We start from the raw sequence: 23,273 nt of genomic DNA, 5'->3' as shown, positions 1-23,273 counted from the left end.
GCCCGGCGAGAACTGGAGGGGGCGTGGGTCTTCCTCGCCCCCTCCAACGTATAGCGCACCCCAGGGCTTGCGGCAAGACCCGGGTGATCGCCCAGAATCTCTCGCCGGGGCCGCTGCCTGCGGAAACGCTGCAGGCGGGATCGGCTCCCGGACAGGGGCGGACAGGTAGATGGCAGACGTGATCGTGGTCGGGGCGGGTCCGGCCGGCCTGATGCTGGCGGCCGAGTTGCGGTTGCACGGGGTGTGTGTCGTGGTGCTGGAGAAGGAGGCGCGGCCGCCGGAGTTCGTGCGGGCGCTCGGGATGCACTCGCGGACCATGGAGGTGCTCGACCAGCGCGGCATGCTGGGTCCGTTCCTCGATGCGGGCAGCACGCATCCGGCGGGCGGGTTTTTCGCCGGCATCGCGAAGCCCGCGCCGGAGCAGCTGAACACGACCCACCCGTATGTGCTGGGGCTTCCGCAGCCGGTTACCGACCGGCTGCTCGCCGAGCACGCGGTCGCGGCGGGCGCGGAGATCCGGCGCGGCTGCGAGGTCGCGGGGCTGCGGCAGGACGCCGACCGGGTGACCGTTGCGCTGGCCGACGGCAGTGAGCTGACCGCTCGGTATGCCGTGGGCTGCGACGGTGGGCGGAGCACGGTGCGGAAGTCGCTCGGTGTCGCGTTCCCGGGTGAACCGGCGCGCCGCGAAATGCTGCTCGGCGAGATGGAGGCGACCGCCGATCCCGCGGAGATCACCGCGGTGGTGATGGAGATCCGCAAGACGAACCTGTGGTTCGGTGTCGGACCCGTGGGCAACGGGCGGTACCGCGTCGTGGTGCCCGCGGCGGGCGTGGTCGAGGACCGGTCCGCGCGGACACCGACGCTGGACGAGGTCAAACAGCAGTTGCGCGGGTACGCCGGGACGGATTTCGGCGTCCACTCCCCTCGCTGGCTGTCGCGTTTCGGCGACGCCACCCGGCAGGCCGAGCATTACCGGGTCGGCCGGGTGCTGCTGGCCGGGGACGCCGCGCATGTCCACCCGCCGCTGGGCGGGCAGGGGCTGAACCTCGGCATCCAGGACGCGGTGAACCTGGGCTGGAAGCTGGCCGCGGCGGTCAACGGCTGGGCGCCGGACCGGCTGCTGGACACCTACCGGGCCGAACGCCACCCGGTCGCCGACTCGGTGCTGACGAACGTGCGTGCCCAGTCGGTGCTCATGTCGCCCGACCCGGACGGCCGGGCGATGCGCCGGCTGATGACCGAGCTGATGGAATTCGAGGAGGTGAACCGGCTCCTGCTGGAGAAGGTGCTGGCGCTCGACGTTCGCTACGACTTCGGCGCCGGGCATCCGCTGCTCGGCCGGCGGATGCCGGACCTGGTGCTCAAGCACGGACGGCTCTACGAGCTGCTGCACCGGGGGCGCGGCGTGGTGCTGGACCAGACTGGGCGGCTTTCGGTGACGGGTTGGGCGGACCGGGTCGATCTGACCGTGGACGTCAGCGAGGACCTGGCCGCGCCGGCGGTGCTGCTGCGGCCGGACGGGCACGTCGCCTGGGCCGGAGAGGACCAACCGGGACTGGCCCAGGCGCTGGCTCGGTGGTTCGGCAGCGCGAGCTGACCTGGGCTGCCCGTCCTGTCCGGTGCTGGCCGCAGAACCAGGCGATGGGCGCGGCCAGCACCGGGCAGAAGAGCGGCGCTGCCAGGCATGGTCGCCGGAAACGAGCGGGAAGGGGACGGATGATGTCCCCGCACGCATCCCCCGCGTGCCCAGGCGACCGCCGCCCGGATCGGCTCACCGTGGCCGGGTGAACCTCAGCGGGTGCGCGGCACGAACTCCGCCAGCGCTGGCAGCGGAGGCACCTTCCTCGCGTATGCCTCGGCCGCCGGCGCGCCGGTGGTGACCCGGGTCGCCGTCCGCCGTCCGAGTTCGTCCAGGACTTCCTGCTCGGTCCGGCCGCGGGCGAGCAGCAGCAGGAACGGGTCCTCGTCGAGCAGCCACGCCACCTGCAACGACAGCGCCGCGGCATGCCGGCACGGGAGTTCCCAGCCAGGGCAGTCGCAGTCCGGGTCGAGATCGCCGATGCCGGGCAGCAGCGGCACCACCTCGGCCAGTTCCGGGGGCAGGTGCCGGTCGAGCAGCGCGGCCAGGTGGCCGGAGTGCTCGGCGGCGCGGTCGAGCAGCAAGTCCCAGTCCGGCTTGGACAGTTCGGACAGCTGCACGCCGGTGCGGTACGGGCCGTCGTCGGCGTCTTCGACGGTCGCGGTGATCCGGCCCGGGCTGACCGTGATCGGGCCGACCATCCCGGCGGCGGCGTACCGGCGGCCCTTCTTGAGCTGCTGCAGGTCCAGTGCGGTGTCTTCCATCGCCTGCACCCAGGCCCGGCCCCACCACGTGCGGGCGAACGCGCCGCGGCCGGGGCGGGCGGGGAACGCGGGGAATCCGCGGACCCGGTCGGTCATCGCTGCCTCCGGAGGGTGACGAGTTCGGCCAGTTCGGCGTCGGTGAGTTCGGTGAGCGCGGCTTCGCCGGACGCGAGGACCGCGTCGGCCAGCGCTCGTTTCTCGCGCAGCATCACCGCGATCCGGTCCTCGACGGTGCCTTCCGCGATCAGCCGATGGACTTGCACCGGCCGGGTCTGCCCGATCCGGTACGCGCGGTCGGTCGCCTGGTCCTCGACCGCGGGGTTCCACCACCGGTCGTAGTGCACGACGTGGTCGGCGCGGGTGAGGGTGAGTCCGGTGCCGGCCGCCTTGAGCGACAGCAGGAACACGGGAGCCTCGCCGTCCTGGAACGCGCGGACCAGCTCCTCTCGCCGGGCCACCGGGGTGCCGCCGTGCAGCAGCCGGGACGGGATCCCGCGCGCGGCGAGATGGCGTTCGAGCAACCGGGCCATGACGACGTACTGGGTGAACACGAGCACCGCGCCGTCCTCGGCGAGGATCGTGTCGAGCAGCTCGTCCAGCAGCTCCAGCTTCCCGGACCGGCCGGCGAGCGTGCTGCCGGCCGGCTCGCCGAGGTACTGGGCGGGGTGGTTGCAGATCTGTTTGAGCGCGGTGAGCAGCTTGACCACGCGGCCGCGGCGGGCCATCCCGTCGCTCGCGGAGATGTCGGCCATCAGCTCGCGCACCGTCGCCTCGTAGAGCGCGGCCTGTTCGGAGGTGAGCGACACCGGCCGGTCGGTCTCGGTCTTGGCCGGCAGCTCGGGGGCGATGCCCGGGTCGGATTTGCGGCGGCGCAGCAGGAACGGCCGCAGCAGCCGGGACAGCTGCTCGGCGGCCGCCGGGTCGGCTCCGGATTCGACCGGCTTGCCCCAGCGGCGGCGGAAGTCGGCGAGCGGGCCGAGCAGACCGGGCGTGGTCCAGTCGAGGATCGCCCACAGCTCGGTCAGCGTGTTCTCCACCGGCGTGCCGGTGAGCGCGACTTTCGCCGCGGAAGGCAGCAGTCGCAGCGCTTTGGCTGTGTCCGAGCGATGGTTTTTGACGTGCTGCGCCTCGTCTGCGACCAGCAGGTCCCAGCCGATCCCGGCGAGGGGGCCCGGGTCGGTGCGCAGGGTGCCGTAGGTGGTGAGGACGAAGCCGCGGTCGAGGTCGTCCAGCGACCGCGACGCGCCGTGGAACCGGCGGACCGCGACGCCGGGTGCGAACCGGCGGATTTCGGTTTCCCAGGTGCCCAGCAGCGAGGCCGGGCACACGACCAGCGTCGGGCCGCCGGCGCGATGCAGGTGCAGCGCGATGAGCGTGACGGTCTTGCCGAGCCCCATGTCGTCGGCGAGGCATCCGCCGAGCCCGAGGCTGGTGATCGTGTCGAGCCACTGCAGTCCGCGCAGCTGGTAGTCCCGCAGGTGCGCGGCCAGCCCGGCCGGCTGCGGCACCGGGACCGGATCGGCGGACAGCCGCTCGCGCAGTTTCTCGAGCCAGCCGTCGGCGCGGACCTCCACCTGTTCGCCGTCGATCTCGGTCCGGCCGGTCAGCGCGACGCCGAGCGCCTCGATCGCGGTCAGCGGTTTCAGCGCGCGGTCGCGAGCCCGGTCGGCGGTCGTGCGATCGAGCAGCACCCACCGGTCGCGCAGCCGGACCACCGGGCGCTGGGCCTCGGCCAGCGCGTCCAGCTCCGCGACGCTCAGCTCGTGGTCGCCGAGCGCGAGCTGCCAGTCGAACTGCAGGACTTGGTCGCCGCCGAAGAAGGACCGCACGTCCGCGGGCGCGTCCCCGTGCCGGACCACCGCCCGCGCCGCGAGCCCGGTGAGCTCCGCGGGCCAGTGCACGGACAGCTCCGCGGCGTCGAGGGCGCCTGCGAGCAGTTCGGCGATCTCGCGGTCGCCCAGCGGCACCGACGAAGGAACGGCTGCGGACAGCAACGGCGCCAGCGCCGGCCAGACCCCGGCGCCGTGCCGCAGCGCCAGCAGGACCTCGTGCCGTGCCTCCTGGCTGTCGCCGCGCCACAGTTCCTCGGCGTCGACCAGCGGCTCGGCCCCGCCGTGCACCTGGACCACCGCGCGGAACCGGCCGCCCGCCAAGTCGTCCGACTCGATGCGCAGCGAGACCCGCAGCGCCGGCCGGACGCCGGTGACGTCGGCGAGGAACCGCATCAGCAGCGGATACGGTTCGGGCAGCCGGGTCGGATCGCCCGGGATCGGGGCCGCGTGCGCGTGCGGCGGCATCGCGTCGGCGAGCCGACGCAGCCAGCGTTCTTCGCCTGGGTCGAGCGTGCCGGTCCAGCCCGCCGCGGCCAGCCGCTCGGCGGCCTCGGCGGCCCGCGCCCAGAACTGCGCCGCCGGACTGTTCAGCGTCCGCAGCACCGGCACCGCTTCCGCGGTCGGCAGCCGCAGCGCGGGCACCGTGCGGACGCCTTCGGGCAGCACGACCTCGGCCATCCCCGGCGCACCGGGGACGGCCGGCTCCGCGCCGTCGGCTCGCCAGAACACGATCTGTCCTGGCTCGACCACGGCTGAGATTGCTGTATTCAGTGCTCCGCCCTCCCCTGGCAGCTCTGTCCGGGCTACTATACCGGAAAACCCTGTACGACGTACGAGGAGAAAAATGGGCGGCGACGCGCCGGGCGATCCGCGGCGGACCATCGAGCTGCTGTGGGCCGTGCCCGGTCCCCCTCGACGCGGCCCGAAACCCAAACTCGCCGTGCCGGACGTGGTCCGTGCCGGTGTCCGGATTGCCGACGCCGACGGCCTCGCCGCGGTCACCATGCGCCGGGTCGCCGACGAGCTGGGCGTCGCCACCATGTCGCTCTACACCTACGTCCCCGGCCGGGACGAACTGCTGGAGCTGATGCTCGACCACGCGCACGGCGAACTGCCCGGTGAGCTGCCGGAAGGCTGGCGCGCCGGGCTCACCGCGGTCGCCGAAGACCTGTGGCGGCTCTACCACCGGCACCCGTGGCTGCTCGAACTGCGCGGCGGCCGTCCGACGCTCGGACCGCACACCTTCGCCAAGTACGAGCGGGAACTCGCCGCGATGGACGAGCTGAATCTCACCGACGTCCAGCTGGACGCGATCGTGAGCCTGGTCAACGGTCTCGTCGCGGGCGCGGTGCGCGGTGCGCTCGACACGGCCACCGCCACCCGCGCGAGCGGGATGACCGATCTGGTCTGGTGGGGCCGTGCCGCCCCGGTGTTGGCCGAGATCCCGGCCGCCGATCCGGACCATTTCCCGCGCGCGAGCCGCGTCGGGACCACCGCGGGCAACGCCTACGGCGGGCCGTCGGATCCCGAGCACCATTTCCGGTTCGGCCTCGGCCGGATCCTGGACGGGATCGGGCAGCTCGCCGGCCAGCCGCCCCAAGACCGACCGGGCGAACACGGCTGAGCGGGAGAAATTGTCGGCTCCCCGGTTTACGGTGCGAAGGCCGGGACCGGTCCGGCCAGAGAAGGGAGCACGCGGTGACGGGGCAGCACGACGCGGTGGAAGCCGCGGTCGCGCAGGCGTTCCGGGACGAGTGGGGCGCGGTCGTGGCCACCCTCATCCGGGTGACCGGCGACTGGGACCTCGCCGAGGAATGCGCCCAGGACGCCTTCGCGCTCGCTGTGCGCGTCTGGCCGCGCGACGGGATCCCGCGCCGTCCCGGCGCCTGGCTCACCACCGCCGCCCGCAACCGCGCGGTCGACCGGCTCCGCCGGGAAGCCGCCGGAGCGGGAAAGCTCCGGGAGGCCGCGCGCCTGGCCGTCGCGGACGAGCCTTCCGAACCAGCCGAGCAGAGCGGGCTCGAGGACGACCGGCTCCGGCTCATCTTCACCTGCTGCCACCCCTCCCTGGCGTTCGAAGCCCAGGTCGCGCTCGCGCTGCGCACCCTCGCCGGCCTCAGCACCGCGGAGATCGCCCGCGCGTTCCTGGTGTCCGAATCGACCATGTCGCAACGCCTCGTCCGGGTGAAACGCAAGATCCGCGCCGCCGGGATCCCGTACCGGGTGCCGCCCGCGGACCTGCTGCCCGAACGCACCGCGGCCGTCCTCGGCGTCCTGTACCTGCTGTTCAACGAGGGCTACTCGGCAAGCGAAGGCGACGACCTGCAACGACCCGACCTGGCCGGCGAAGCCATCCGGCTGGCCCGCTTGCTGGTCCGGCTGCTACCGGACGAACCCGAGGCCGCCGGACTGCTCGCGCTGCTGCTCCTCCAGCACGCGCGGCGCGGCACCCGCACCGGGCCGAGCGGCGAGCTCGTCCCGCTCGAAGAACAAGACCGCGCCCGCTGGGACGCTTCCGCGATCGACGAGGGCACCGAGCTGCTGGACAACGCGCTCCGCCGCCGCGACCCCGGCCCGTACCAGGTGCAGGCCGCCATCGCCGCCTGTCACGCCACCGCCGCGCGCGCGGAAGACACCGACTGGGCGCAGATCGCCGCGTTGTACGCCGAGCTGCTGCGATTCCGGCCGGGGCCGGTCGTGGAGCTGAACCGGGCGGTCGCGGTCGGGATGGCCTTCGGGCCTGCGGCCGGCCTCGCCCTGGCCGACCGGCTCGCCGGGGAACTGCCGGACTACCACCTGCTGCCCGCCACTCGCGCCGACTTCCTGCGCCGCCTCGGCCGCGTTGAAGAAGCCCAGGTCGCGTACGCCGAAGCGGTCGCTCTCGCCCGCACCGGAGCCGAGCGCAGCTACCTGCGCCGGAGAATCTCGGAAATTTCTTCGCCGGAGGTGTCTGTCCCGGCCGTGCCCGTTCGTCGGGAGTACGAACCGGCCCGAACCCAGGAAGGACCGCCATGATCACCAAGACCCTCCGCGTGCCCGGTGCGGAAATCGCCTACGACGTCGCGGGAGCAGGGCCGCTGCTGCTGCTCGTGCCCGGCGGCCCGGCCGATGCCACCGGATTCGCCGCGCTGCGCCCCCGGCTGACCGACCGGCACACCGTCGTCACGTTCGACCCGCGCGGGATCTCGCGCAGCCCGATCACCGGCGAGCCCGGCGACGACCCGGTCGGCGACCACGCCGAGGACGTGCACCGGCTGCTGACCGAACTGGACGCCGGGCCGGTCTCGGTGCTGGCCAACAGCGGCGGCGCGATCACCATGCTGGAGCACACCGTGCGCTACCCGGGCGCGGTGCGCACGCTGATCGCGCACGAACCACCGGTCAGCCGCTACCTCGGCGATCTCCTGGCCGACTTCCCGGACATTCCGGCGATCCACCGCGAGCGCGGCGTCGACGCGGCGATCGGCGCGTTCATGGCCGCCAGCGGGTTCGACATCCCGCCCGCGCCGGAGCAGCCGACTGCCGAGGAAATCGAACAGGGCAAGCGGATGCGCGGCAACTTCGACCTGTTCTTCGGCACGCTGATGCCCGCCATCGGCGCCTGGGAACCCGACCTCGACGCGCTCACCGCCGCCGACACCCGCATCGTCGTCGCGGTCGGCGAAGCGGCGGCCGGAACTCCGGCGCACACCGCCGGGCTCGGCCTGGCCCGGGCGCTCGGCAGCGAGCCCGTCACGTTCCCGGGCGACCACGCCGGCTTCGCCGGGCAACCTCAGGCCTTCGCCGCCCGTCTCGTCGAAACGCTCGCTCAGCACTAGGAGGACCGATGCGCTACCTGCTGATGATCGCCGGGTCCGAGGAGCCCACCCCGGAACAGCTCGCCCTCGGCTGCGGCGGCTGGTCGGAAGACCTGCTCGAACGCGGCATCCTGCTCGGCGGGGGCGGCCTGCATCCGCCGAGCACCGCCACCTCGGTCCGAGTCCGCGGCGGCGACGTCCTGCTCAGCGACGGGCCGTTCGCCGAAACCAAGGACCAGATCGGCGGATACGCGGTCCTCGAGTGCGCCGATCTCGACGAGGCGGTCGGCCATGCGTCCCGGCATCCCGCCGCCACCTACGGCACCATCGAAGTCCGCCCGCTCCTGGGCTGACTCCCGCGCCCCAGCCCGGAAAGGACCCCATGCCCACCATTGTGGACAGAAGCGAACAGCGCTACGTCGGCTACCGCGCGACGGTCGCCTTCGACGGAATGGCCGACGTAGCGCACCGGATCGCCGCGATCATCGGCGAACTCGCCGAACGCGGCCTCGAGCCTGCCTGCGCACCGTTCTTGCGGTACCTGGTTCTCGGCACGGACATGCGGACCGTCACCGTCGAAGCAGGAGTGCCTGTCGTCGACCCGCTCGACCTCGGCGACGAGTACTTCAACGCTGTGCTGCCCGCCGGGAAATACGCGCAGGCCACCCACCACGGCTCGCCCGAGGGCCTCTTCGCGGCTACCGCCGATCTGCTCGCCTGGGGCGAGAAGGAGGGCGTGCGCTGGGACCGCGCCGTCGAGCCCGACGGCGAGCACTGGGCCGCCCGGCTGGAGATCTACCGCACGCACCCGCAGATCGAGCCGGACCCGAACAACTGGGACACCGACCTCTGCTTCCGGCTCGCCGACTGACCCGCCGGCGGGCCGGGGTCACGCGCCCCGGTTCGCCAACGCACCGACGAGACAACCGAATCCGGCCACCGACAACACCGTCCGCGCCGTGTTCCACCGCACCCACGGCTTCTCGAACCGGGCACGCAGCACCGCGAGGTCGGCGGTGGCCTGGTCGAGGGCGTTGTTCATCGGCACGTTGACCGCGCCGGTCACCGCGAGCGTCGCCACCAGAAGGACGCTGCCGGCGACGAGCCAGGGCAACCCGCCGTGCGCGTCGCTCGTGCAGTGCAGGACCACGGCTGCGACCGCGAGCAGCGGCGCACCCAGGAACGACAGCATGAACCAGACGTTCTGGATCGCGGCGTTGATCTCGCGCATCGCGATCACGAACGTGTGGTCGTCGGCGCGGGACAGGCCGGGCATCACCGACACCGTGTACGCGTAGAACACCCCCGCGATCAGCCCGGCCGCGACCAGCGCCGCCATCAGAACCACCTTCGACGCCAACACCATCGCCCGGCCTTCCGTCCGTCGGGAACGGAATTCATTCAACCCAGCCAGCCCTGGACGATCCATCGGCTGTCCGCTCGATGTCATGCGCGATCGTCTCACCGGAGGTCCCTGTGCCGTCCACCGTCCGTCTTGCCGACGACCTCGAACTCGGCGTCGAGCACTTCGGCGATCCCGCCGACCCGCTCGTGCTGCTCGCCGGCGCCGTGACCATGCTGTCCTGGCCCGACGCGCTGTGTGCCGCATTGGCCCGAGGCGGACGGCATGTCGTCCGCTACGACCTGCGCGACGCGGGCGCCTCGACCACCTTGAACCCGGACAAGCCCGGCTACACCCTGCGTGACCTCGCCGCCGACGCCGCCGCGCTGGCTCGCCGTCTCGACCACCGGCCCGCGCACCTGGCGGGCATCGGGGTCGGCGGGTTCGTCGCACAGGTCGCCGCGCTCGACCACCCGGAGGCGTTCTCCGCGCTCACCCTCGTCGGCACCCGCCCGGTCGCACCCGGCCCGGTCGACGCCGACCTGCCCGACCACCACCGGTCAGCGATGCAGAACCTGTTCGCCGTGCAGATGCCGGACTGGTCGGATCGCAGCGCGGTGACCGAACGCGCCGCCGCCGCGGCGATCGCGATCGGCAACGACCCAGACGCCGCCCGCGAAACCGCCGGCCGGATCTTCGACCGCACTCCCAGCCGGGAACCGTCGGTGCAGATGGCCAACCAGCTCGGACTGGTGTTCGCGAAACTCGACTGCGCCCCGCGCTGGCGCGAACGCCTCCCTGACCTCGCCGTCCCGGCTCTCGTGGTGCACGGCCGCCGCGACGCGTTCTTCCCGCTCGGCAACGGCGAAGCGCTCGCCCGCGAGATCCCCGGCGCCCGGTTGCACATCCTGGAAGATGCGGCGAGCGCGATCCCGGACGCCGCGACCGCGGAAATCGTCGCAGCGATGCTGACCCGGTGCTGACCCGGCAAAACGGCTGCCGCGTCAGCCTTTCCGGCCGAAGAGGCCGTTCCTGGCGCGCGGCGCGCCCAGCACCGGAAACGCGTCCTCGATCGCCGACAGCCCGTCGATGATCGCGGGTACCTCGGACTGGTCCAGCCCGTCGATGCGGAACGACAGCCGGTTTCCGGTCCCATCGTTCCCTAGCCCCTCGCCGTCCGCGACGGCGCCTTCGATTTCCACCCGGCCGGACTTCTCCACGGTGACGGTCAGTTCCAGCCACTCTTCCATCGAAGTCAGCCGCGCGACCCCGCCGAAGTCCTCGTGCGCATTCTCCAGCTCCTCCCGGAACGACTGCAGCTCGTCGGTCCGCAACCCGGCCGGCACCCGCCCGGAGAACCCGCCAGCGAAGACTTCGATCGGGCTCAAAAGCCAGTTGCCGTCCCAGAAATCGGTCGCCTGGCCGTGCATCCGGCCCAGCACGGAAATCACTAGCCGGTTGCCGTGCTCGCGGCCGATCGTCACCGAAACCGCCCGTCTTTCCGCGTCGTGCATCGGTCGCTCCCCTCGCCGGCGGCCACCCTAGCCCGGGCCGGAGCCGGAGCTCGCCCGAATTTTCCTTGCCCGCCGCTAATCTCGGCCGGGTGGACCCGCTCACCGCGTTGCTCGAAGGCCCCCGCGCGCACGGCGCATTCCTGCTGAGGTCCGTGCTGCGCCCGCCGTGGTCGCTGCGGATCGAGGACGGAGCGCCGCTCACCGTGGTTGCCGTCGTCCGCGGCGATGCCTGGCTCGCGCCCGACGCGGATGCGCCGGTGCGGCTCGGCGCCGGCGACGTCGCGGTCGTCCGAGGGCCCGACGCGTATCTGGTCGCCGACGACCCGGCCACTCCGCCGCAGGCGGTGATCCAGCCCGGCCAGGTCTGCGTCACGCCGGACGGCGGGCACCTCGCCGACCTGACCGAACTCGGCGTCCGCACCTGGGGTTCGGCCGCCGACGGCCCGACCGTGCTGCTCACCGGCACCTACCCGACCGTCGGCGAGGTCTCCCGGCGGCTGCTCGCGGCGCTGCCCGCCGTCGTCACCGCCGAGACCGCGGACGATCCGCTGGTCGCGCTCCTGGCCGAAGAGATCGAGCGCGACGTCCCCGGGCAGGAAGCCGTTCTCGACCGTCTGCTCGACCTGCTGCTCGTCCGCGTCCTGCGCGACTGGCTCGGCCGTCCCGCCGCGCCCGCCTGGTACCGCGCGCACCGCGACCCCGTCGCCGGCCACGCCCTCCGGCTGCTGCAGGACCAGCCCGAACACCCGTGGACCGTCGCCGGGCTCGCCACCGCCACCGGCGTCTCCCGCGCCGCGCTCGCCCGCCGGTTCACCGACGCGGTCGGCGAACCCCCGATGACCTACCTCTCGGCCTGGCGGCTCGCCCTCGCCGCCGACCTGCTGCGCCAAGAACCGGACGCGACGCTCGCGGCGATCGCCCGCCAGGTCGGATACCGCAGCCCGTTCGCGCTCAGCGCCGCCTTCAAACGCGAGTACGGCCGCAGCCCGCAGCACTACCGGCTCCGGGAACCTGCCTGACCGCTTCCGGAGCGCGGCGGGTTAACGTCGGAGAACGGTTCCCATCGGCACGTCGCGAGGCACCTCCGTGATCAACTGGATCGGCTTCTTCCCGGCCGCTTTCGTCATTTCCCTGGTCCCCGGCGCGAACCAGCTCCTGGGCCTGCGAAACGCCGCCCGCTACGGCTTCGGATACGCGCTCGCCGGCATCGCGGGACGGCTTGTCGCGTTCGTTGTGCTGGTCGGCCTCGTCGCCGCCGGGCTCGGCGCGGTCATCGCGTCCTCGGCGACGGTGATGACCGTGCTCAAGTGGGCAGGCGCGGCCTACCTGCTGTGGCTCGGGATCAGCAGCCTGCTCCGTCTCCGCCGGGACGGCGCGCGGCCCGCGGCCGTCGAACAGCCACGCAAGGGCTGGCGCTCGCTCGCCGTCGGCGAGTTCGGCGTTGCGCTCAGCAACCCCAAAGCACTGCTGCTGTTCGCCGCTCTGCTGCCGCAGTTCAGCACCGTCACCGGCCCGGGCACGCAGCTCGCGCTCGCCGAACTGGGTTCCGCGTACCTGCTGGTGGAGCTGGTGGTCGGGTTCGGCTACCTCGCAGTGGGCAGGGGCCTCGGCACGGCCGGGATCCGCGCCAAGGCGCAGCGCCGCATCGACGCCGGGTCCGGTGTGTGCTTTCTCGTCCTCGCGGGCGTGCTCGCCGCCGACAACGCACTCTGACCCGTCACTCCCCGGCCATCGAAGCGAACAGGTCCCGCACCTTCTCGCCTGCGCCGTCGGACAAGAACAACTCCAGGTTCTCCGCCGACATCCGCGCCCACGGCTCCGCCCGCTCCCACATCGCGTCCTCGAACTTCCGCACGTCGCCGCCCTCGGCCAGCGTCAACGCGAGCTCTGCGCCGTCGCGCATCGCCAGGTTCGCGCCCTGCCCGGCGAACGGCGACATCAGGTGCGCCGCGTCGCCGATCAGCGTCACGCCCAGGACGTGCTCCCAGCGCAGCCCGACCGGCAGCGCGGTCAACTGGATCACCGACACCGGTCCGGACGTCGCGTCCAGCAGCGCCGTGAACTCCTCAGGCCAGCCCGCGTACCAGTCCTTCAGCGCGACGCGGGCGCGGTCCGGGTCGTCGAACGGGATCCCTGACGTCTCCGCCCAGTCCGCGGCACCGCGCAGCATGGCGTGCACCCGGATCGTGCCGTCCCCGTTGCGCTGCGCGGAAAGCGTCCGCTGGTCGCCCAGCGCGGAGAAACTGCCCCGCCCGACCAGCGCCGACGCCGCCGGATGCGCCCGGTCCGCGTCGTGGATCACCAGCTCCACCCCGTTCGCGCCGGCGTGCGCCGGTTCCGCGCCGGTGAGCAGCGGCCGGATCCTCGACCGGCCGCCGTCCGCGCCGACGAGGAGATCACACTCGATCGTCTCGCCGCCAGCGAGAGAGACCCGGTGCCGCCCGTCGCCCAACGGCACCGCGCCGGTCACCGCCTGCCCCCAGCCGACCGCGCCCGCAGGCAACGCGTCCAGCAGGAGCTTCCGCAGCGCCGGCCGGTCTGCCTCCGGCCGGGCCCAGTCGTCTTCGCGCGCGACCTCGCGCCGCAGCAGGGTTCCGCCGGAGTCGTACAGGACCATGTCCTGGCCCTCCGGGCGGGCGATCGCGCGGTAACCGGCCACCAGCCCGGCTTCGCGCAGTGCCCACTGGCCGCCCTCCACTGTCAAGTCCAGCGTTCCCCCTTGGACCCGTGCCGCCGGACCCGCGTCGCGCTCGCAGACGATCGCCTCGATGCCGTGCACCCGCAACACGCGCGCGCAGGTGAGCCCGCCGAGCCCGCCGCCAGCTATGACAATCCGCATGCCAACCCTCCGATACACTGTATTGATCGAATACACTGTATCGAACGGCGAGCGGTACTGTCGCCCGAAAAAGGGAGCGAGCATGGACGAACTGGTGTGGGAACGGCCCGAACCGCCGGCCCGGGCGACCCCCGCGCCGCTGAGCCGCGCCCGCATCGTCGAGACCGCCTGCGAGCTCGCCGACTCCGGCGGGCTGGAGGCGGTTTCGCTGCGCAAGGTCGCCGCCGCGCTCGGCGCCGGACCGATGCGGCTGTACGGCTACCTCGACACCAAAGAGGAACTGCTCGACCTGATGGCCGACGCGGTCTACGGCGAAATCCCGCTTCCGGACCCGGACACCGAACGCCTCGCCGCCCTGCGCGCCCTCGCGCACGGCACCCGCACGGCCGCACACCGGCACCCCTGGTTCGCCGACCTCATCGGCGGCCGGCCCGGCCTCGGCCCGAACGCCCTGGCGCACCTGGAAGCTTCGCTCGCCGCAGCGATCGGCGAGGCCGGGGTCGAGGACGCCATGATCACCGTGTCCACCGTGCACGCTTACGTCGCCGGCGCGGTCCGCAGCGAACTGCGCGAACGGCGGCTCGCGAGCGACACCGGCCTGGACGAGGAAGCCTGGCAGCGCGCCTCCGGTCCGTACCTGGTGCGAATGTTCGCCACCGGCCGCTACCCCACCCTCGCCCGCACCGTCTACGAAGCCGAGCATCCGGACGCGGACACCGTCTTCGCGACCGGCCTCGAACGAGTGCTCGCCGGGCTCACCCGGTGACAGTTCCCGCTTAAGCGGCAAGATAAGACCATGACCGCCGGCGGGCTTGGCCCCACGACCCGCGTGATGCACGCGATGGAACAGCTCTGGGCCGAAATCCGCCGCCGCCATCCAGACGTTCCGGACGCGATCCTGGTGCTGGCCTCCGGCACGATGGGCACGACCACCGAGATCCACGGCCACTTCGCCCGTTCGCGCTGGCACGTCGGCGACGGCGTCGAGCCGCGCGCCGAGTTCTTCCTCGGCGCGGAAGGACTGCGCCGCGGCGCCGCCGAGATTCTCTCCACCACGCTGCACGAAGCCGCTCACGGGCTCGCCGCCACCCGCGACATCGTGGACGTCAGCGACGGCCGCTACCACAACAAACGCTTCGCCGCGCTCGCCGCGGAGCTGGGCGTGCGGGCCGAGCAAGCCGACCGGATCGGCTGGTCCGCGACCACCGCTCTTCCGGCAACCCTGGACGCCTACCAGCACGAGATGGCCCAGCTCGAAGCCGCGCTGACCGTGTGGCGCCACACCGAGCAGGAAGTCGCGCGGCGCGCGGTCGCGGCGCCGCCGGACGATCCTGACGCGCCCGAAGGCGAACTTCCCGAGCCGCTGGCGCCGCCGGTGGTGATCGCCCCGGTCGACGGGCGCGGCGCGCACCGCGGCGGCCCGAACTACGTGGCCGCGATCTGCCGGTGCGAACCGCCGCGCCGGATCCGGGCGGCCCGGTCGATCCTCGAGCTCGGACCGATCACGTGCACGTTGTGCACCGAGCCGTTCGCCGAGACCTGAGCGCGGACGCGAAGCGGCCCGGATCCGCGGCCGTGCTGCGGTCGCTGCCACGCCGCGTCAGGATGCAGGGCGAGTCCCGGATGCGGCGTACAAGCGCGGGAGCCGCCCGTGCTGAGCCTTCGGGCAAGGCGGAGGGACAGCGACATGCTCGACGACGTGCGCGTGGTGGCGTTCGACATCTTCGGCACCGTCGTGGACTGGCACACCGGGATCACCTCGCAGGTCGGCGAGGTCTTCGCCCGCCTCCGGATCGACCTCGACCCAGCCGCGTTCGCCGACGCCTGGCGCGACCGCTACCTGCCCGCCATGGCTCGGGTCAACAACGCCGAGCGGGAGTGGGTCTACCTCGACACGCTGCACCGCGAATCACTGGACGCCCTCCTCTCCGAACACCGCGTGGCGGACGCGGTGAGCGAATCCGACCGCGCGCACCTGGTGCGGGCCTGGCATCGGCTCCCTGCCTGGCCGGACAGCGCGGAGCTGCTCACTCGCCTGCGCTCCCGCTACCTCGTGGTCGCGTTGTCGAACGGAGGCTTCGCTTTGCTGGTCAACCTGGTGAAGCACGCCGGGCTGACCTTCGACGCGATCGCGTCCGCCGAACTCGCCGGCCGGTACAAGCCGGATCCGGCGCCATACCAGACCACCGCGAGGCTGCTGGACGTCGCTCCGCACGAGGTGCTGATGGTCGCCGCGCACAGCTGGGACCTCGACGGAGCACGGGCAGCCGGGCTGCGCACCGCGTTTCTGGAACGTCCGGCGGAGAAGGGCCCCGACCGCGAAGCCGACCGGGCCGCCGACGCAGTCTGCGACCTCGCCGCCACGTCCGCGTCCGACCTCGCGGCCCGGCTGGGCTGCGGAAACTAGCGCTGCGCCAACCATCCCCGGTGCAGCGCCGGGGCCAGCTCGTGAGCTGCCGAATCCCGGATGGCGTTCTCGTCGTGGAGGTACCCCTCGGTCGTCGACAACGCCGCATGGCCCAGGTCGCGCTGCACCTGGCGCGGTGGCACCCCGCGCTCGATCGCATGCGTCGCATAGGAATGCCGCGCCGAATGCGGATGGATGCTGTCGCACAACGGCCGCAGATGCGTCGCGACGAACCTCGCCTCGGCGGTGTCCAGCAACTCCTGCAGCCGAGCGGTCCGAGGCGCACTGCCCGGTGCCGGGCAGAACGTCGCGCACAACCGCCGCAGCAGCGCCGTCACATGCGAAACGTGCACGCGCGCGCCGGTGCTCGTGACGAACAGCGGCTCCGCTCGCTTCGCGCCGACCTGCCCGCGCAGCGCCGGCACCTGCGGCGTGACCCGCTCGCCCAGGTACGCGTCGAGCGCGTCCGCCACCGGCGCGGCGAGCGCGACTTCCCGGTCCTTGGCTCCCTTGCCGTGCACCCGAAGCACGCCGATCCCGCCCGCAGCCGGCCGCCGGTAGTCGCCCAGGTCGACGCCGACCAGTTCCTCCGCCCGCACGCCGGTGCCTACGAGAACCTCGACCATCGCCCGGTCGCGCAGGCCGTTGCGGCTGTGCTCGACCAGCAGCCACGCGCCCAGCAGCAGCGCTCGGCACGCGTCGAACGACCAGCGCGCCGTCTGGGACGGGACGCCGGACGGCCGGTTGAGATGTTGCGCGCGCCGGTCCACCAGCGCCGCCGGATTGTGCCCGGCGAGCCCTTCCCGCAGCAGGTACTTGCGGTAGAAGGCGGAGACCGCGGACAGCATCCGGCCGCGCGTCGCGTCCCGGTACCCGGCCTGGGCCAGCTCGTCCAGCCACTGCTCGACATGGTCGACCCGGACGTCGGCGAACGAGGTGAACCCGTTGCGCAGGCACCACGGCAGCCACGCCAGCCCGTCCGGCTCGGCCCGCCGCGCCCGGCCGCGGCGGCGGTTCGGGTCCGGCGGCTGGTAACCGGGAACCCATTCCAGCGGGATGCCGAGGTCGGTCGCGTAGGCGACCCGGGTGTTGAGCGATGCGTAGATGCGCAGGAATTCACCGAACCGCTCCTGCGCGTCCTTGCCGGTTCCCCCGGTGCCGGTCAGCGCGAGAGTCATGCGCGCCCAGCCGGGTGGAGCTCGGCGACGCCGGCCAGCACCAGGTCGATCCCGGCGAGGAACTGCTCGCGGTCGTCGTGCTCGCGCATCTGACCGGCCACCGCCCGGGTGAACGAATACTCGACCGGGTCCAGCTCTTCCCACGCTTTCGCCGTCGCGGCAAGGAATTCCGCTCTGTCCGGCACCGGCTCGACGACCTGGCTGTTCGCCGCGTTCTGCCCGGCCGCGCCCAGCACGTAGTGCATCAGCACCGACGTCGCGGTGAACCAGTGCTCCTGCGGCACGCCCAGTGCGCGGACCCGCCTGCCGAGCGCTTCCAGGATCCGCGGGGTGACCGGACCGCTCGGGCTCCGCGACAACTGCAGCAGGAGCTGCGCGGCCAGCCACGGATGCCGGTCGATCGCGCCGAACAGCCCGAGCGCGACCGCACGGATCTCGTCCTGCGGCGGCCCGTCCGACTCCCCGGCCAGCACGTCGGCCACCACCGCATCCGTCGCGGCGGCCAGCAGCTCGCCCTTGTTCGCCACGTGCCAGTAGATCGCCCCGGGCCCGGTTGCCAGTCGTTCGGTGAGAACCCGGAAGGTCAGGCCGCCCTCGCCCGCCACGTCCAGCAGCTCCACCGCCGCCTCGACGATCCGCTCGCGGGAGAGCGCCTCCGTGCGCCGGTGCGCCCGCCGAGTCCGCGTTGCCATGCCCGCATTTTGACATACCTGGAGCGACGTTCCAAAAATGGAATGGCATACCAGAGCGCGGACCGCGTTCCGGATCGGCGGCACCGACCTGCGGATCGTCCGGACCGCCGACAGCGTCCAGGCGATCGCCGCGGCCGGGACCGGCCGCGCATCCGGTCGCGCCCGGTCAGCTGTAATGCGGTCGCGACTGCGCCGCAGCGGCTGACATACTGCCCGCTCATGGAACGAAACCCGCAGAACGTCGCCGAGGCGGCGGACCGGGTGCGCCGGGGACAGCGGACAGAGTTCCTGTTCTTCTGGGGACATCAACCGGAACGGGACGGCCGGGTCGGGCAGGGCTGTCTGAGTCAGTGGTGGCCCGCGCCCTTCGTGCTCGACTGCCGGACCTTTGCCACCGCAGAGCACTACATGATGTGGCGAAAAGCGCTGCTGTTCGGCGACGAAGCGACCGCTGGGCAGATCCTGGCCGCCGGGCATCCGCAGCAGGCGAAGGAATTCGGGCGGGGTGTGCCCGGCTTCGACCAGGGCCGCTGGGAAGAGCGCCGGGAGGAGATCGTCCTCACCGGCAGCATCGCCAAGTTCGGCCAGCATCCGGAGCTGCGCCGGTTTCTCCTGAACACCGGCCAGCGGGTGCTGGTGGAGGCGAGCCCGGTCGACCCGGTGTGGGGCATCGGGCTCGCGGCCGACGACCCGGCCGTCGAGGACCCGGCACGCTGGCGCGGGCTCAACCTGCTCGGCTTCGCGCTGATGCGGGCCCGCGAAGCACTCACCGAACCGGTCTGACCCCGTGCGGGCACGAAGCAGCAACCGACCCACGCTCCGCGTCAGAACGACCCGAGCGGGGCACTAACCAGGTCCATCGGCCTGTAATCCGTCGGCCGTTCGGGATGTGCAGGGGCTGCTTCGACCCGGCGCGCCCCGTGGCCTCCGGCCGCGAAATCCTTGCCTGCCCACTTTTTCCGCCGCCTCCGCTGACGCTCCTGCCTGCTCGGCCGTCGCGGCAGCCGCTTGCGATCGGACTATATGAATAATCTCAGTTATCCATATAGCCTTCACCGGTGCTCGGCATAGGTCCTGTATTAGTTTCCCAACTCGAACCCCGTGTTTAAGTAGTGAATCTATAACTGTAAGGTCTCCTCTGCCTGCAGAAAGGGGCAGTGATGGAGCCGGAAGCACCGCCGATTCGACGCGGAAGCCGTGACGACCGTCGAGAGGCGACCGTGCGCGCGCTCGCGGCCGGAGACGAAGCGGGATGCGCGTACTGCGGGCAACCACTGCCGCCCATCCCCCGACAAGGCGGCCGGCCGACTCCGTACTGCCCGGCCGATCCGGAGCGCTACGGCAAGTGGGGCGCGAAGGTCATCACCTGCGCGATGCTGGACGAGCAGCGCGAGATCTGGGTGACCGTCTACGGCCCGGACCAGCCGATGACCCTCCTCGACACGCGGGCGCTGGACGAGCAGCTCGCGTCCGCCCTGTCCGCACTGGACCCGCTGCACGCGGAACTCGCCTCACTGCGGACCCACGTCACGGACCAGACCGCGGCTGCCCTGGCCGCCCGCGAGGAAGCCGAAGCGGCTCGGGACCAGGCACTGGAGCAGGCCAGGGCCGCGAACGCCGAGCGGGATCGGGCATTGACGGCCGCGAACGAGTCACGCGCGGTCGAAGCCGAGGCGCGGCGACAGTCCGAAATGGATCGGGCGGAGCGGGACGAAGCGCTCGCCAGCACCGCTGCGGCAAGGAAAGCGCAGCAGACCGCGCTGGCGATCCGCGACGAAGCGGAGAACAACCGGCAGCGCGCACTCGAGCAGGCAGCCGTCGCCCACGATCGAGTCACCGCGCTTCAGCAAGAGATTTCCGCCTTGCGTGCGACGGCGGTCGAGGACCTGGAGCAGGCTCGTCGCACAGCGGATCAAGCTCAGCAGGAACTCCGGGCCAGTCTCAGCGCTGAACACGAGCGTCGGCTGCGCGAGCAGGAGGAGCGGTTCCGGGAGCAGACGGCGGAGTCGGACGAACGAGTGCGCGCCGTCCAGCAGGCGGCTGACCAGCGCGTAGCCGAAACAGCGGCGCACCTGAGCCAAGCGACGAAGAACTACGCGGATGCCCTCGCGCCGCTGCACGCCGAACTCGGGGAACTGCGTGCGCGAGTGAGCGCGGCGCAGGCAGAGCTGCATCGGCTCCGGGAAGCCGAGGAGGCTCAAGTGACAGATGTCGAAGACCAAGGCACGGCCGGCGAGAACGGGCAAGAACTAACCCGTTCGTGACCATCCATGACAAACGGCACCTGCGGGCCGCTGCGGACGATGGTCCACTGAGGACATGTTGCACGCGAAGAAGTCCGGCCTCGCGAGCCGGCGATACGAGATCACCAGCGACGGCAAGCCGCTCACCGTCGTCGAAGCGCGGTCCGGCGGGCGGTTCGAGCTGGACGGTGCGACCTACCAGCTCCGCCGTCCGCTCGGGCGGGCGTATCAGCTGCTCTCCGCCGACGGATCGGTGCTCGCGACCGCTGCCCGCCCCGGCGACCGCACCTGGAGCGTGGAATCTGGCGGCGAGCACCTGCGATTCGAGCGCGCGGCGTTGCGCGGACGCGACCATACGCAGGTCGACGCGGCCGGGAACGCGATCGGCAGCATCGCGGTCGGGCACAGCGGCATCGACGCCGACCTAGCCGGCACGGATTTGAGGCTGCAGGTTTTCGCCATCGCCGCGTTGGCGATGCGGCTGCGCCGCCGGCGCAGTGCGATCGCCGCAGGCGCCGTCTCGGGCGGCTGAGCGGGGACTACCCTGCGAAGGTTCGCCCGCCTGCGCAGGAGAGACTTTGCCCGACCGCACCTTGACCGCCGACTGCACGAGCTGTTTTGCCCTTTGCTGCGTCGCTCTCACCTTCACCCGGTCCGCGGACTTCGCCATCGACAAGCCCGCCGGCGAGCCGTGCCCGAACCTGCTGGCCGACTTCCGATGCGGCATCCACGACCGGTTGCGCCCCAAGGGTTTCGCCGGCTGCACCGGGTACGACTGCTTCGGAGCCGGACAGCAGGTGTCGCAGGTGACCTTCGCCGGTCGCGACTGGCGGGAGGCACCGGAGACCCGCGCCAAGATGTTCGCCGCGCTCCCTGCGATGCGGCTGCTGCACGAACTGCTCTGGTACCTCACCGAAGCGCGCTCGCTGGCCGAAACCGGCGAGATTCACGCCGAATTGGACGCCGCGATCGCCGAGATCGAGCAGGTCAGCGCTGGTGACGCGGACACCGTGCTGGCCGTGGACGTCGATGCGCAGCGGTCCCGGGTGAACCCGCTGCTGGTGCGCACCAGCGAACTCGTCCGCGCCGGCGCTGGGCGGAAGAAGGACCGGCGCGGAGCCGACCTGATGGGCGCCAAACTCCGGGGTGCCGATCTGCGGCGCGCGAATCTGCGCGGGGCGTACCTGATCGCCGCCGACCTGCGCGGCGCGGACCTGCGGCAGGCGGATCTGATCGGGGCCGACCTGCGCGACGCCGATCTGCGCGGCGCGGACCTGACCGGCAGCATTTTCCTTACTCAGTCCCACGTCAACGCCGCCCGCGGCGACCGGGAGACGAAGCTGCCGCCGCGACTGGCCCGCCCGAGTCATTGGTGATCAGCTCGGCTTCGGTCGGGTAGCGCCCACGACAACCCCGCCGAGCCGGGCGATCCAGCTGCCGCACAGGCAGCGGACGTAGTCGGCACGACTGCCGGCGGACGCGGGCACGACAGCGGAGGCGGGCAGTTCGGCCAGCGGCCAACCGCACCGGGGACAACGGCTTTCTTCCATGCCCCGATCTTCTGGTAATGGTTCAGTGCAGTTCAACCCTTACTGCTGGCCAGTCTGCCGGCGGGCTGCGAGCGGTACCCGATACGGTCGGCGCATGGCTGCCTCGAACCGACGCGATTCCCGGCAACTTCGCCGCCCTGACCGGGTCCGGAGCACGCGATGAACGAGGCGCCGGTTGTGCCCGGCAGCCCGTGCTGGCTCGAACTCGCCACCGCCGATCCGGAGCGGACCATGCGGTTCTACGCCGAACTGCTCGGCTGGGACTACCAATGGGTCCAGGACGGCGAAGGCAGGCACTACGCGCTCGCCCTGCTGGATGGCGAACCGGTCGCCGGGATCCGTCCGCACGCCGGCGAGGTCCGGGACTGGACCCCGTATCTCGCGACCGCAGATCTCGTCGGCACCGCGGAGGACGTGCTGCGGCTCGACGGCGCGATGCTCGACCCGGCACCGCGCGAAATACCCGGCGTCGGCGCGACCGCGCTGGCCGACGACCCGTCCGGCGCGACGGTCGGGCTGGTCCAGCCCGCGCCGGACGGTTCGTTCACCGCGGGCGTGCCGGGCAGCCTCGTCTGGCTGGAGTTCATCACCCGCAACCCGGTCCGGGCCGACCGCTTCTACGCTCAGCTTTTCGGCTACACGCAACGGCAGTTCGGCGACGGGAAGAACGTCGACTACGTGGTTTACGCGCTCGGCGATGACTCGGTCCTCGCCCGCGTCCGGATGGCCCCGGACACTCCGGCCGAGGTGCCGCCGCGCTGGATCGCGCACTTCGCCGTGCAGCCTCGCGAAGGGCTGAACGACGCGGTGCAACGCGCTCGTGCCGCGGGGGCGAAGCTGCGATTCCGCCCGTACGCGTCGACGCTCGGCCGAGTCGCGGTGCTGTCCGACCCGCTCGGCACCCGGTTCGCACTGATCGACCCGGAGCTGGCCAGCGAGTGGGAATACGGCTCGGCGGTGGACGACCCGTACGACGACTGACCCGGCGGACCGGCCCGGCGACGATCGAGACCCGTCTCCGGGCAGGGCAGAGCAGGCCGTCGCGGGCCGCAGCCAGCTCGTCGACCCGTTTCGCAGTCCGTGCCTGCCGGTCGAGATCCGTCGATTCCGGCGAACGGCGGGCTCCCGCGGAAATCTGCACAGCGGAGCAAGGCATTCCGGCGAGACCCGCCCGGGAGTCGAACCCGGCACGAACGGCTTTGCGGGCCGTCCCACTACCGTCGTGAAACGGGTCAGCACCGGCCGAGCGGCCGGCGTGGTCGCGCGCCGTGGTGTCGATCCACGGTGGCGGGGCTTATGAGGTCCCGCTGGTTGCCGAACCGCGCGCGTTCCCGGCCGTGGCCGAGGGGGCGGGAGGCGGGCGAGGCGTTGTCCGGCTCGCATCCCGTCGCTGGCAGTGCCCTTGGCAGGAGTCGAACCTGCATCGCCGGCTTCGGACGCCGGAGTCGTATCCGTTGGACCACAAGGGCATGGGCCGCCGGGGATTCGAACCTCGAACCCGCCGGGTAAAGGTCGGTTGGACCAGGTTTCGGACGG

At 72.1% G+C, this 23,273-nt stretch carries 25 protein-coding genes and 2 tRNA genes; 18 read left to right on the top strand and 9 right to left on the bottom strand.

Annotated features, from left to right (window positions below; genetic code table 11):
* Positions 1 to 169: 169 nt before the first annotated feature.
* Positions 170 to 1,597: a rifampin monooxygenase gene (gene rox / locus AMYBE_RS0111365; RefSeq protein WP_020659495.1), complete on the top strand. Its 1,428-nt coding sequence runs from the start codon at positions 170 to 172 to the stop codon at positions 1,595 to 1,597.
* Positions 1,598 to 1,791: 194 nt separating this feature from the next.
* Here rox and AMYBE_RS0111360 read toward each other — a convergent pair whose 3' ends face one another.
* Positions 1,792 to 2,439, bottom strand: a complete 648-nt coding sequence (locus AMYBE_RS0111360) for an SWIM zinc finger family protein (protein ID WP_020659494.1) — start codon at positions 2,437 to 2,439, stop codon at positions 1,792 to 1,794.
* Positions 2,436 to 4,853 (bottom strand): DEAD/DEAH box helicase, encoded by a 2,418-nt coding sequence (locus tag AMYBE_RS0111355; RefSeq protein ID WP_084470375.1) that lies wholly within the window; start codon positions 4,851 to 4,853, stop codon positions 2,436 to 2,438. The genes AMYBE_RS0111360 and AMYBE_RS0111355 overlap by 4 nt, the downstream gene beginning before the upstream one ends.
* 166 nt (positions 4,854 to 5,019) lie before the next feature.
* On the opposite strand from AMYBE_RS0111355, the gene AMYBE_RS0111350 reads away from it, so the two are divergent.
* The 5 genes from AMYBE_RS0111350 to AMYBE_RS0111330 all read left to right on the top strand — a co-directional run bounded on the left by AMYBE_RS0111350 (position 5,020) and on the right by AMYBE_RS0111330 (position 8,843).
* A complete protein-coding gene (locus tag AMYBE_RS0111350) occupies positions 5,020 to 5,799 on the top strand; it encodes a TetR/AcrR family transcriptional regulator (RefSeq protein WP_020659492.1) in 780 nt (259 codons plus the stop codon).
* 74 nt (positions 5,800 to 5,873) lie between these two features.
* Positions 5,874 to 7,190, top strand: a complete 1,317-nt coding sequence (locus tag AMYBE_RS0111345; protein WP_020659491.1) for an RNA polymerase sigma factor — start codon at positions 5,874 to 5,876, stop codon at positions 7,188 to 7,190.
* Complete coding sequence (locus tag AMYBE_RS0111340) at positions 7,187 to 7,993, top strand: alpha/beta fold hydrolase (RefSeq protein ID WP_020659490.1); 807 nt, start codon at positions 7,187 to 7,189, stop codon at positions 7,991 to 7,993. Before AMYBE_RS0111345 ends, AMYBE_RS0111340 begins: the two co-directional genes overlap by 4 nt.
* An 8-nt stretch (positions 7,994 to 8,001) precedes the next feature.
* A complete protein-coding gene (locus AMYBE_RS0111335) occupies positions 8,002 to 8,325 on the top strand; it encodes a YciI family protein (RefSeq protein ID WP_020659489.1) in 324 nt (107 codons plus the stop codon).
* Between the two features lie 29 nt (positions 8,326 to 8,354).
* Entirely contained in the window at positions 8,355 to 8,843 is a 489-nt protein-coding gene (locus AMYBE_RS0111330; protein ID WP_020659488.1) for a GyrI-like domain-containing protein, read from the top strand.
* 18 nt (positions 8,844 to 8,861) lie between these two features.
* Here AMYBE_RS0111330 and AMYBE_RS0111325 read toward each other — a convergent pair whose 3' ends face one another.
* A complete protein-coding gene (locus tag AMYBE_RS0111325) occupies positions 8,862 to 9,338 on the bottom strand; it encodes an anthrone oxygenase family protein (protein ID WP_020659487.1) in 477 nt (158 codons plus the stop codon).
* 110 nt (positions 9,339 to 9,448) lie between these two features.
* On the opposite strand from AMYBE_RS0111325, the gene AMYBE_RS0111320 reads away from it, so the two are divergent.
* Positions 9,449 to 10,297 (top strand): alpha/beta fold hydrolase, encoded by an 849-nt coding sequence (locus AMYBE_RS0111320; RefSeq protein WP_020659486.1) that lies wholly within the window; start codon positions 9,449 to 9,451, stop codon positions 10,295 to 10,297.
* 21 nt (positions 10,298 to 10,318) lie between these two features.
* Here the strand turns inward: AMYBE_RS0111320 and AMYBE_RS0111315 are convergent, their stop codons facing one another.
* Positions 10,319 to 10,828 (bottom strand): WapI family immunity protein, encoded by a 510-nt coding sequence (locus AMYBE_RS0111315; RefSeq protein ID WP_020659485.1) that lies wholly within the window; start codon positions 10,826 to 10,828, stop codon positions 10,319 to 10,321.
* Between the two features lie 89 nt (positions 10,829 to 10,917).
* Here AMYBE_RS0111315 and AMYBE_RS0111310 point away from each other — a divergent pair, with 89 nt between their 5' ends.
* Positions 10,918 to 11,847 carry an AraC family transcriptional regulator gene (locus AMYBE_RS0111310; protein WP_020659484.1) on the top strand — a complete coding sequence of 310 codons (930 nt, stop codon included), beginning with the start codon at positions 10,918 to 10,920 and terminating at the stop codon, positions 11,845 to 11,847.
* A gap of 67 nt (positions 11,848 to 11,914) precedes the next feature.
* Positions 11,915 to 12,541, top strand: a complete 627-nt coding sequence (locus AMYBE_RS0111305; RefSeq protein ID WP_020659483.1) for a LysE family translocator — start codon at positions 11,915 to 11,917, stop codon at positions 12,539 to 12,541.
* Between the two features lie 4 nt (positions 12,542 to 12,545).
* Here the strand turns inward: AMYBE_RS0111305 and AMYBE_RS0111300 are convergent, their stop codons facing one another.
* Positions 12,546 to 13,667 (bottom strand): FAD-dependent oxidoreductase, encoded by a 1,122-nt coding sequence (locus AMYBE_RS0111300; RefSeq protein ID WP_020659482.1) that lies wholly within the window; start codon positions 13,665 to 13,667, stop codon positions 12,546 to 12,548.
* An 82-nt stretch (positions 13,668 to 13,749) separates the two neighbouring features.
* On the opposite strand from AMYBE_RS0111300, the gene AMYBE_RS0111295 reads away from it, so the two are divergent.
* From AMYBE_RS0111295 to AMYBE_RS0111285, 3 genes are all read left to right on the top strand, one after another.
* The gene (locus AMYBE_RS0111295; RefSeq protein ID WP_020659481.1) at positions 13,750 to 14,433 is read left to right on the top strand and encodes a TetR/AcrR family transcriptional regulator; all 684 of its coding nucleotides are present in this window, start codon (positions 13,750 to 13,752) and stop codon (positions 14,431 to 14,433) included.
* Positions 14,434 to 14,463: 30 nt separating this feature from the next.
* Positions 14,464 to 15,210 carry a hypothetical protein gene (locus tag AMYBE_RS0111290; RefSeq protein WP_034286929.1) on the top strand — a complete coding sequence of 249 codons (747 nt, stop codon included), beginning with the start codon at positions 14,464 to 14,466 and terminating at the stop codon, positions 15,208 to 15,210.
* Positions 15,211 to 15,354: 144 nt separating this feature from the next.
* Complete coding sequence (locus AMYBE_RS0111285) at positions 15,355 to 16,074, top strand: haloacid dehalogenase type II (RefSeq protein ID WP_020659479.1); 720 nt, start codon at positions 15,355 to 15,357, stop codon at positions 16,072 to 16,074.
* Here AMYBE_RS0111285 and AMYBE_RS0111280 read toward each other — a convergent pair.
* Complete coding sequence (locus AMYBE_RS0111280) at positions 16,071 to 17,252, bottom strand: tyrosine-type recombinase/integrase (RefSeq protein ID WP_020659478.1); 1,182 nt, start codon at positions 17,250 to 17,252, stop codon at positions 16,071 to 16,073. The genes AMYBE_RS0111285 and AMYBE_RS0111280 overlap by 4 nt on opposite strands.
* Positions 17,249 to 17,944 carry a TetR/AcrR family transcriptional regulator gene (locus AMYBE_RS0111275; protein WP_020659477.1) on the bottom strand — a complete coding sequence of 232 codons (696 nt, stop codon included), beginning with the start codon at positions 17,942 to 17,944 and terminating at the stop codon, positions 17,249 to 17,251. Before AMYBE_RS0111275 ends, AMYBE_RS0111280 begins: the two co-directional genes overlap by 4 nt.
* Before the next feature lie 37 nt (positions 17,945 to 17,981).
* Between AMYBE_RS0111275 and AMYBE_RS45745 the strand changes: the two genes are divergently transcribed.
* The 6 genes from AMYBE_RS45745 to AMYBE_RS0111245 all read left to right on the top strand — a co-directional run bounded on the left by AMYBE_RS45745 (position 17,982) and on the right by AMYBE_RS0111245 (position 22,718).
* Positions 17,982 to 18,149, top strand: coding sequence for a hypothetical protein (locus AMYBE_RS45745; RefSeq protein WP_020659476.1), 168 nt, complete (start codon positions 17,982 to 17,984; stop codon positions 18,147 to 18,149).
* 14 nt (positions 18,150 to 18,163) lie between these two features.
* Positions 18,164 to 18,727, top strand: a complete 564-nt coding sequence (locus AMYBE_RS0111265; RefSeq protein WP_020659475.1) for a riboflavin biosynthesis intermediates N-glycosidase — start codon at positions 18,164 to 18,166, stop codon at positions 18,725 to 18,727.
* Positions 18,728 to 19,164: 437 nt separating this feature from the next.
* Positions 19,165 to 20,208 carry a coiled-coil domain-containing protein gene (locus AMYBE_RS0111260; protein WP_020659474.1) on the top strand — a complete coding sequence of 348 codons (1,044 nt, stop codon included), beginning with the start codon at positions 19,165 to 19,167 and terminating at the stop codon, positions 20,206 to 20,208.
* Between the two features lie 55 nt (positions 20,209 to 20,263).
* The gene (locus AMYBE_RS0111255; protein WP_020659473.1) at positions 20,264 to 20,719 is read left to right on the top strand and encodes a hypothetical protein; all 456 of its coding nucleotides are present in this window, start codon (positions 20,264 to 20,266) and stop codon (positions 20,717 to 20,719) included.
* 46 nt (positions 20,720 to 20,765) lie between these two features.
* Positions 20,766 to 21,563, top strand: a complete 798-nt coding sequence (locus tag AMYBE_RS0111250) for a pentapeptide repeat-containing protein (RefSeq protein ID WP_020659472.1) — start codon at positions 20,766 to 20,768, stop codon at positions 21,561 to 21,563.
* Positions 21,564 to 21,896: 333 nt separating this feature from the next.
* Entirely contained in the window at positions 21,897 to 22,718 is an 822-nt protein-coding gene (locus tag AMYBE_RS0111245) for a VOC family protein (protein WP_020659471.1), read from the top strand.
* A 182-nt stretch (positions 22,719 to 22,900) separates the two neighbouring features.
* Here AMYBE_RS0111245 and AMYBE_RS44780 read toward each other — a convergent pair.
* Together AMYBE_RS44780 and AMYBE_RS0111240 are read right to left on the bottom strand one after the other, a co-directional pair.
* Positions 22,901 to 22,971: transfer RNA gene (locus AMYBE_RS44780), tRNA-Cys, on the bottom strand.
* A gap of 163 nt (positions 22,972 to 23,134) precedes the next feature.
* Positions 23,135 to 23,206, bottom strand: a tRNA-Arg gene (locus AMYBE_RS0111240).
* Positions 23,207 to 23,273: the final 67 nt, after the last annotated feature.

The sequence above is a fragment of the Amycolatopsis benzoatilytica AK 16/65 genome (genome assembly GCF_000383915.1).
Taxonomy (GTDB): Bacteria; Actinomycetota; Actinomycetes; order Mycobacteriales; family Pseudonocardiaceae; genus Amycolatopsis; species Amycolatopsis benzoatilytica.
Note: the sequence above shows the minus strand (reverse complement) of the source record. Positions and strands in the feature narration are given on the sequence as shown.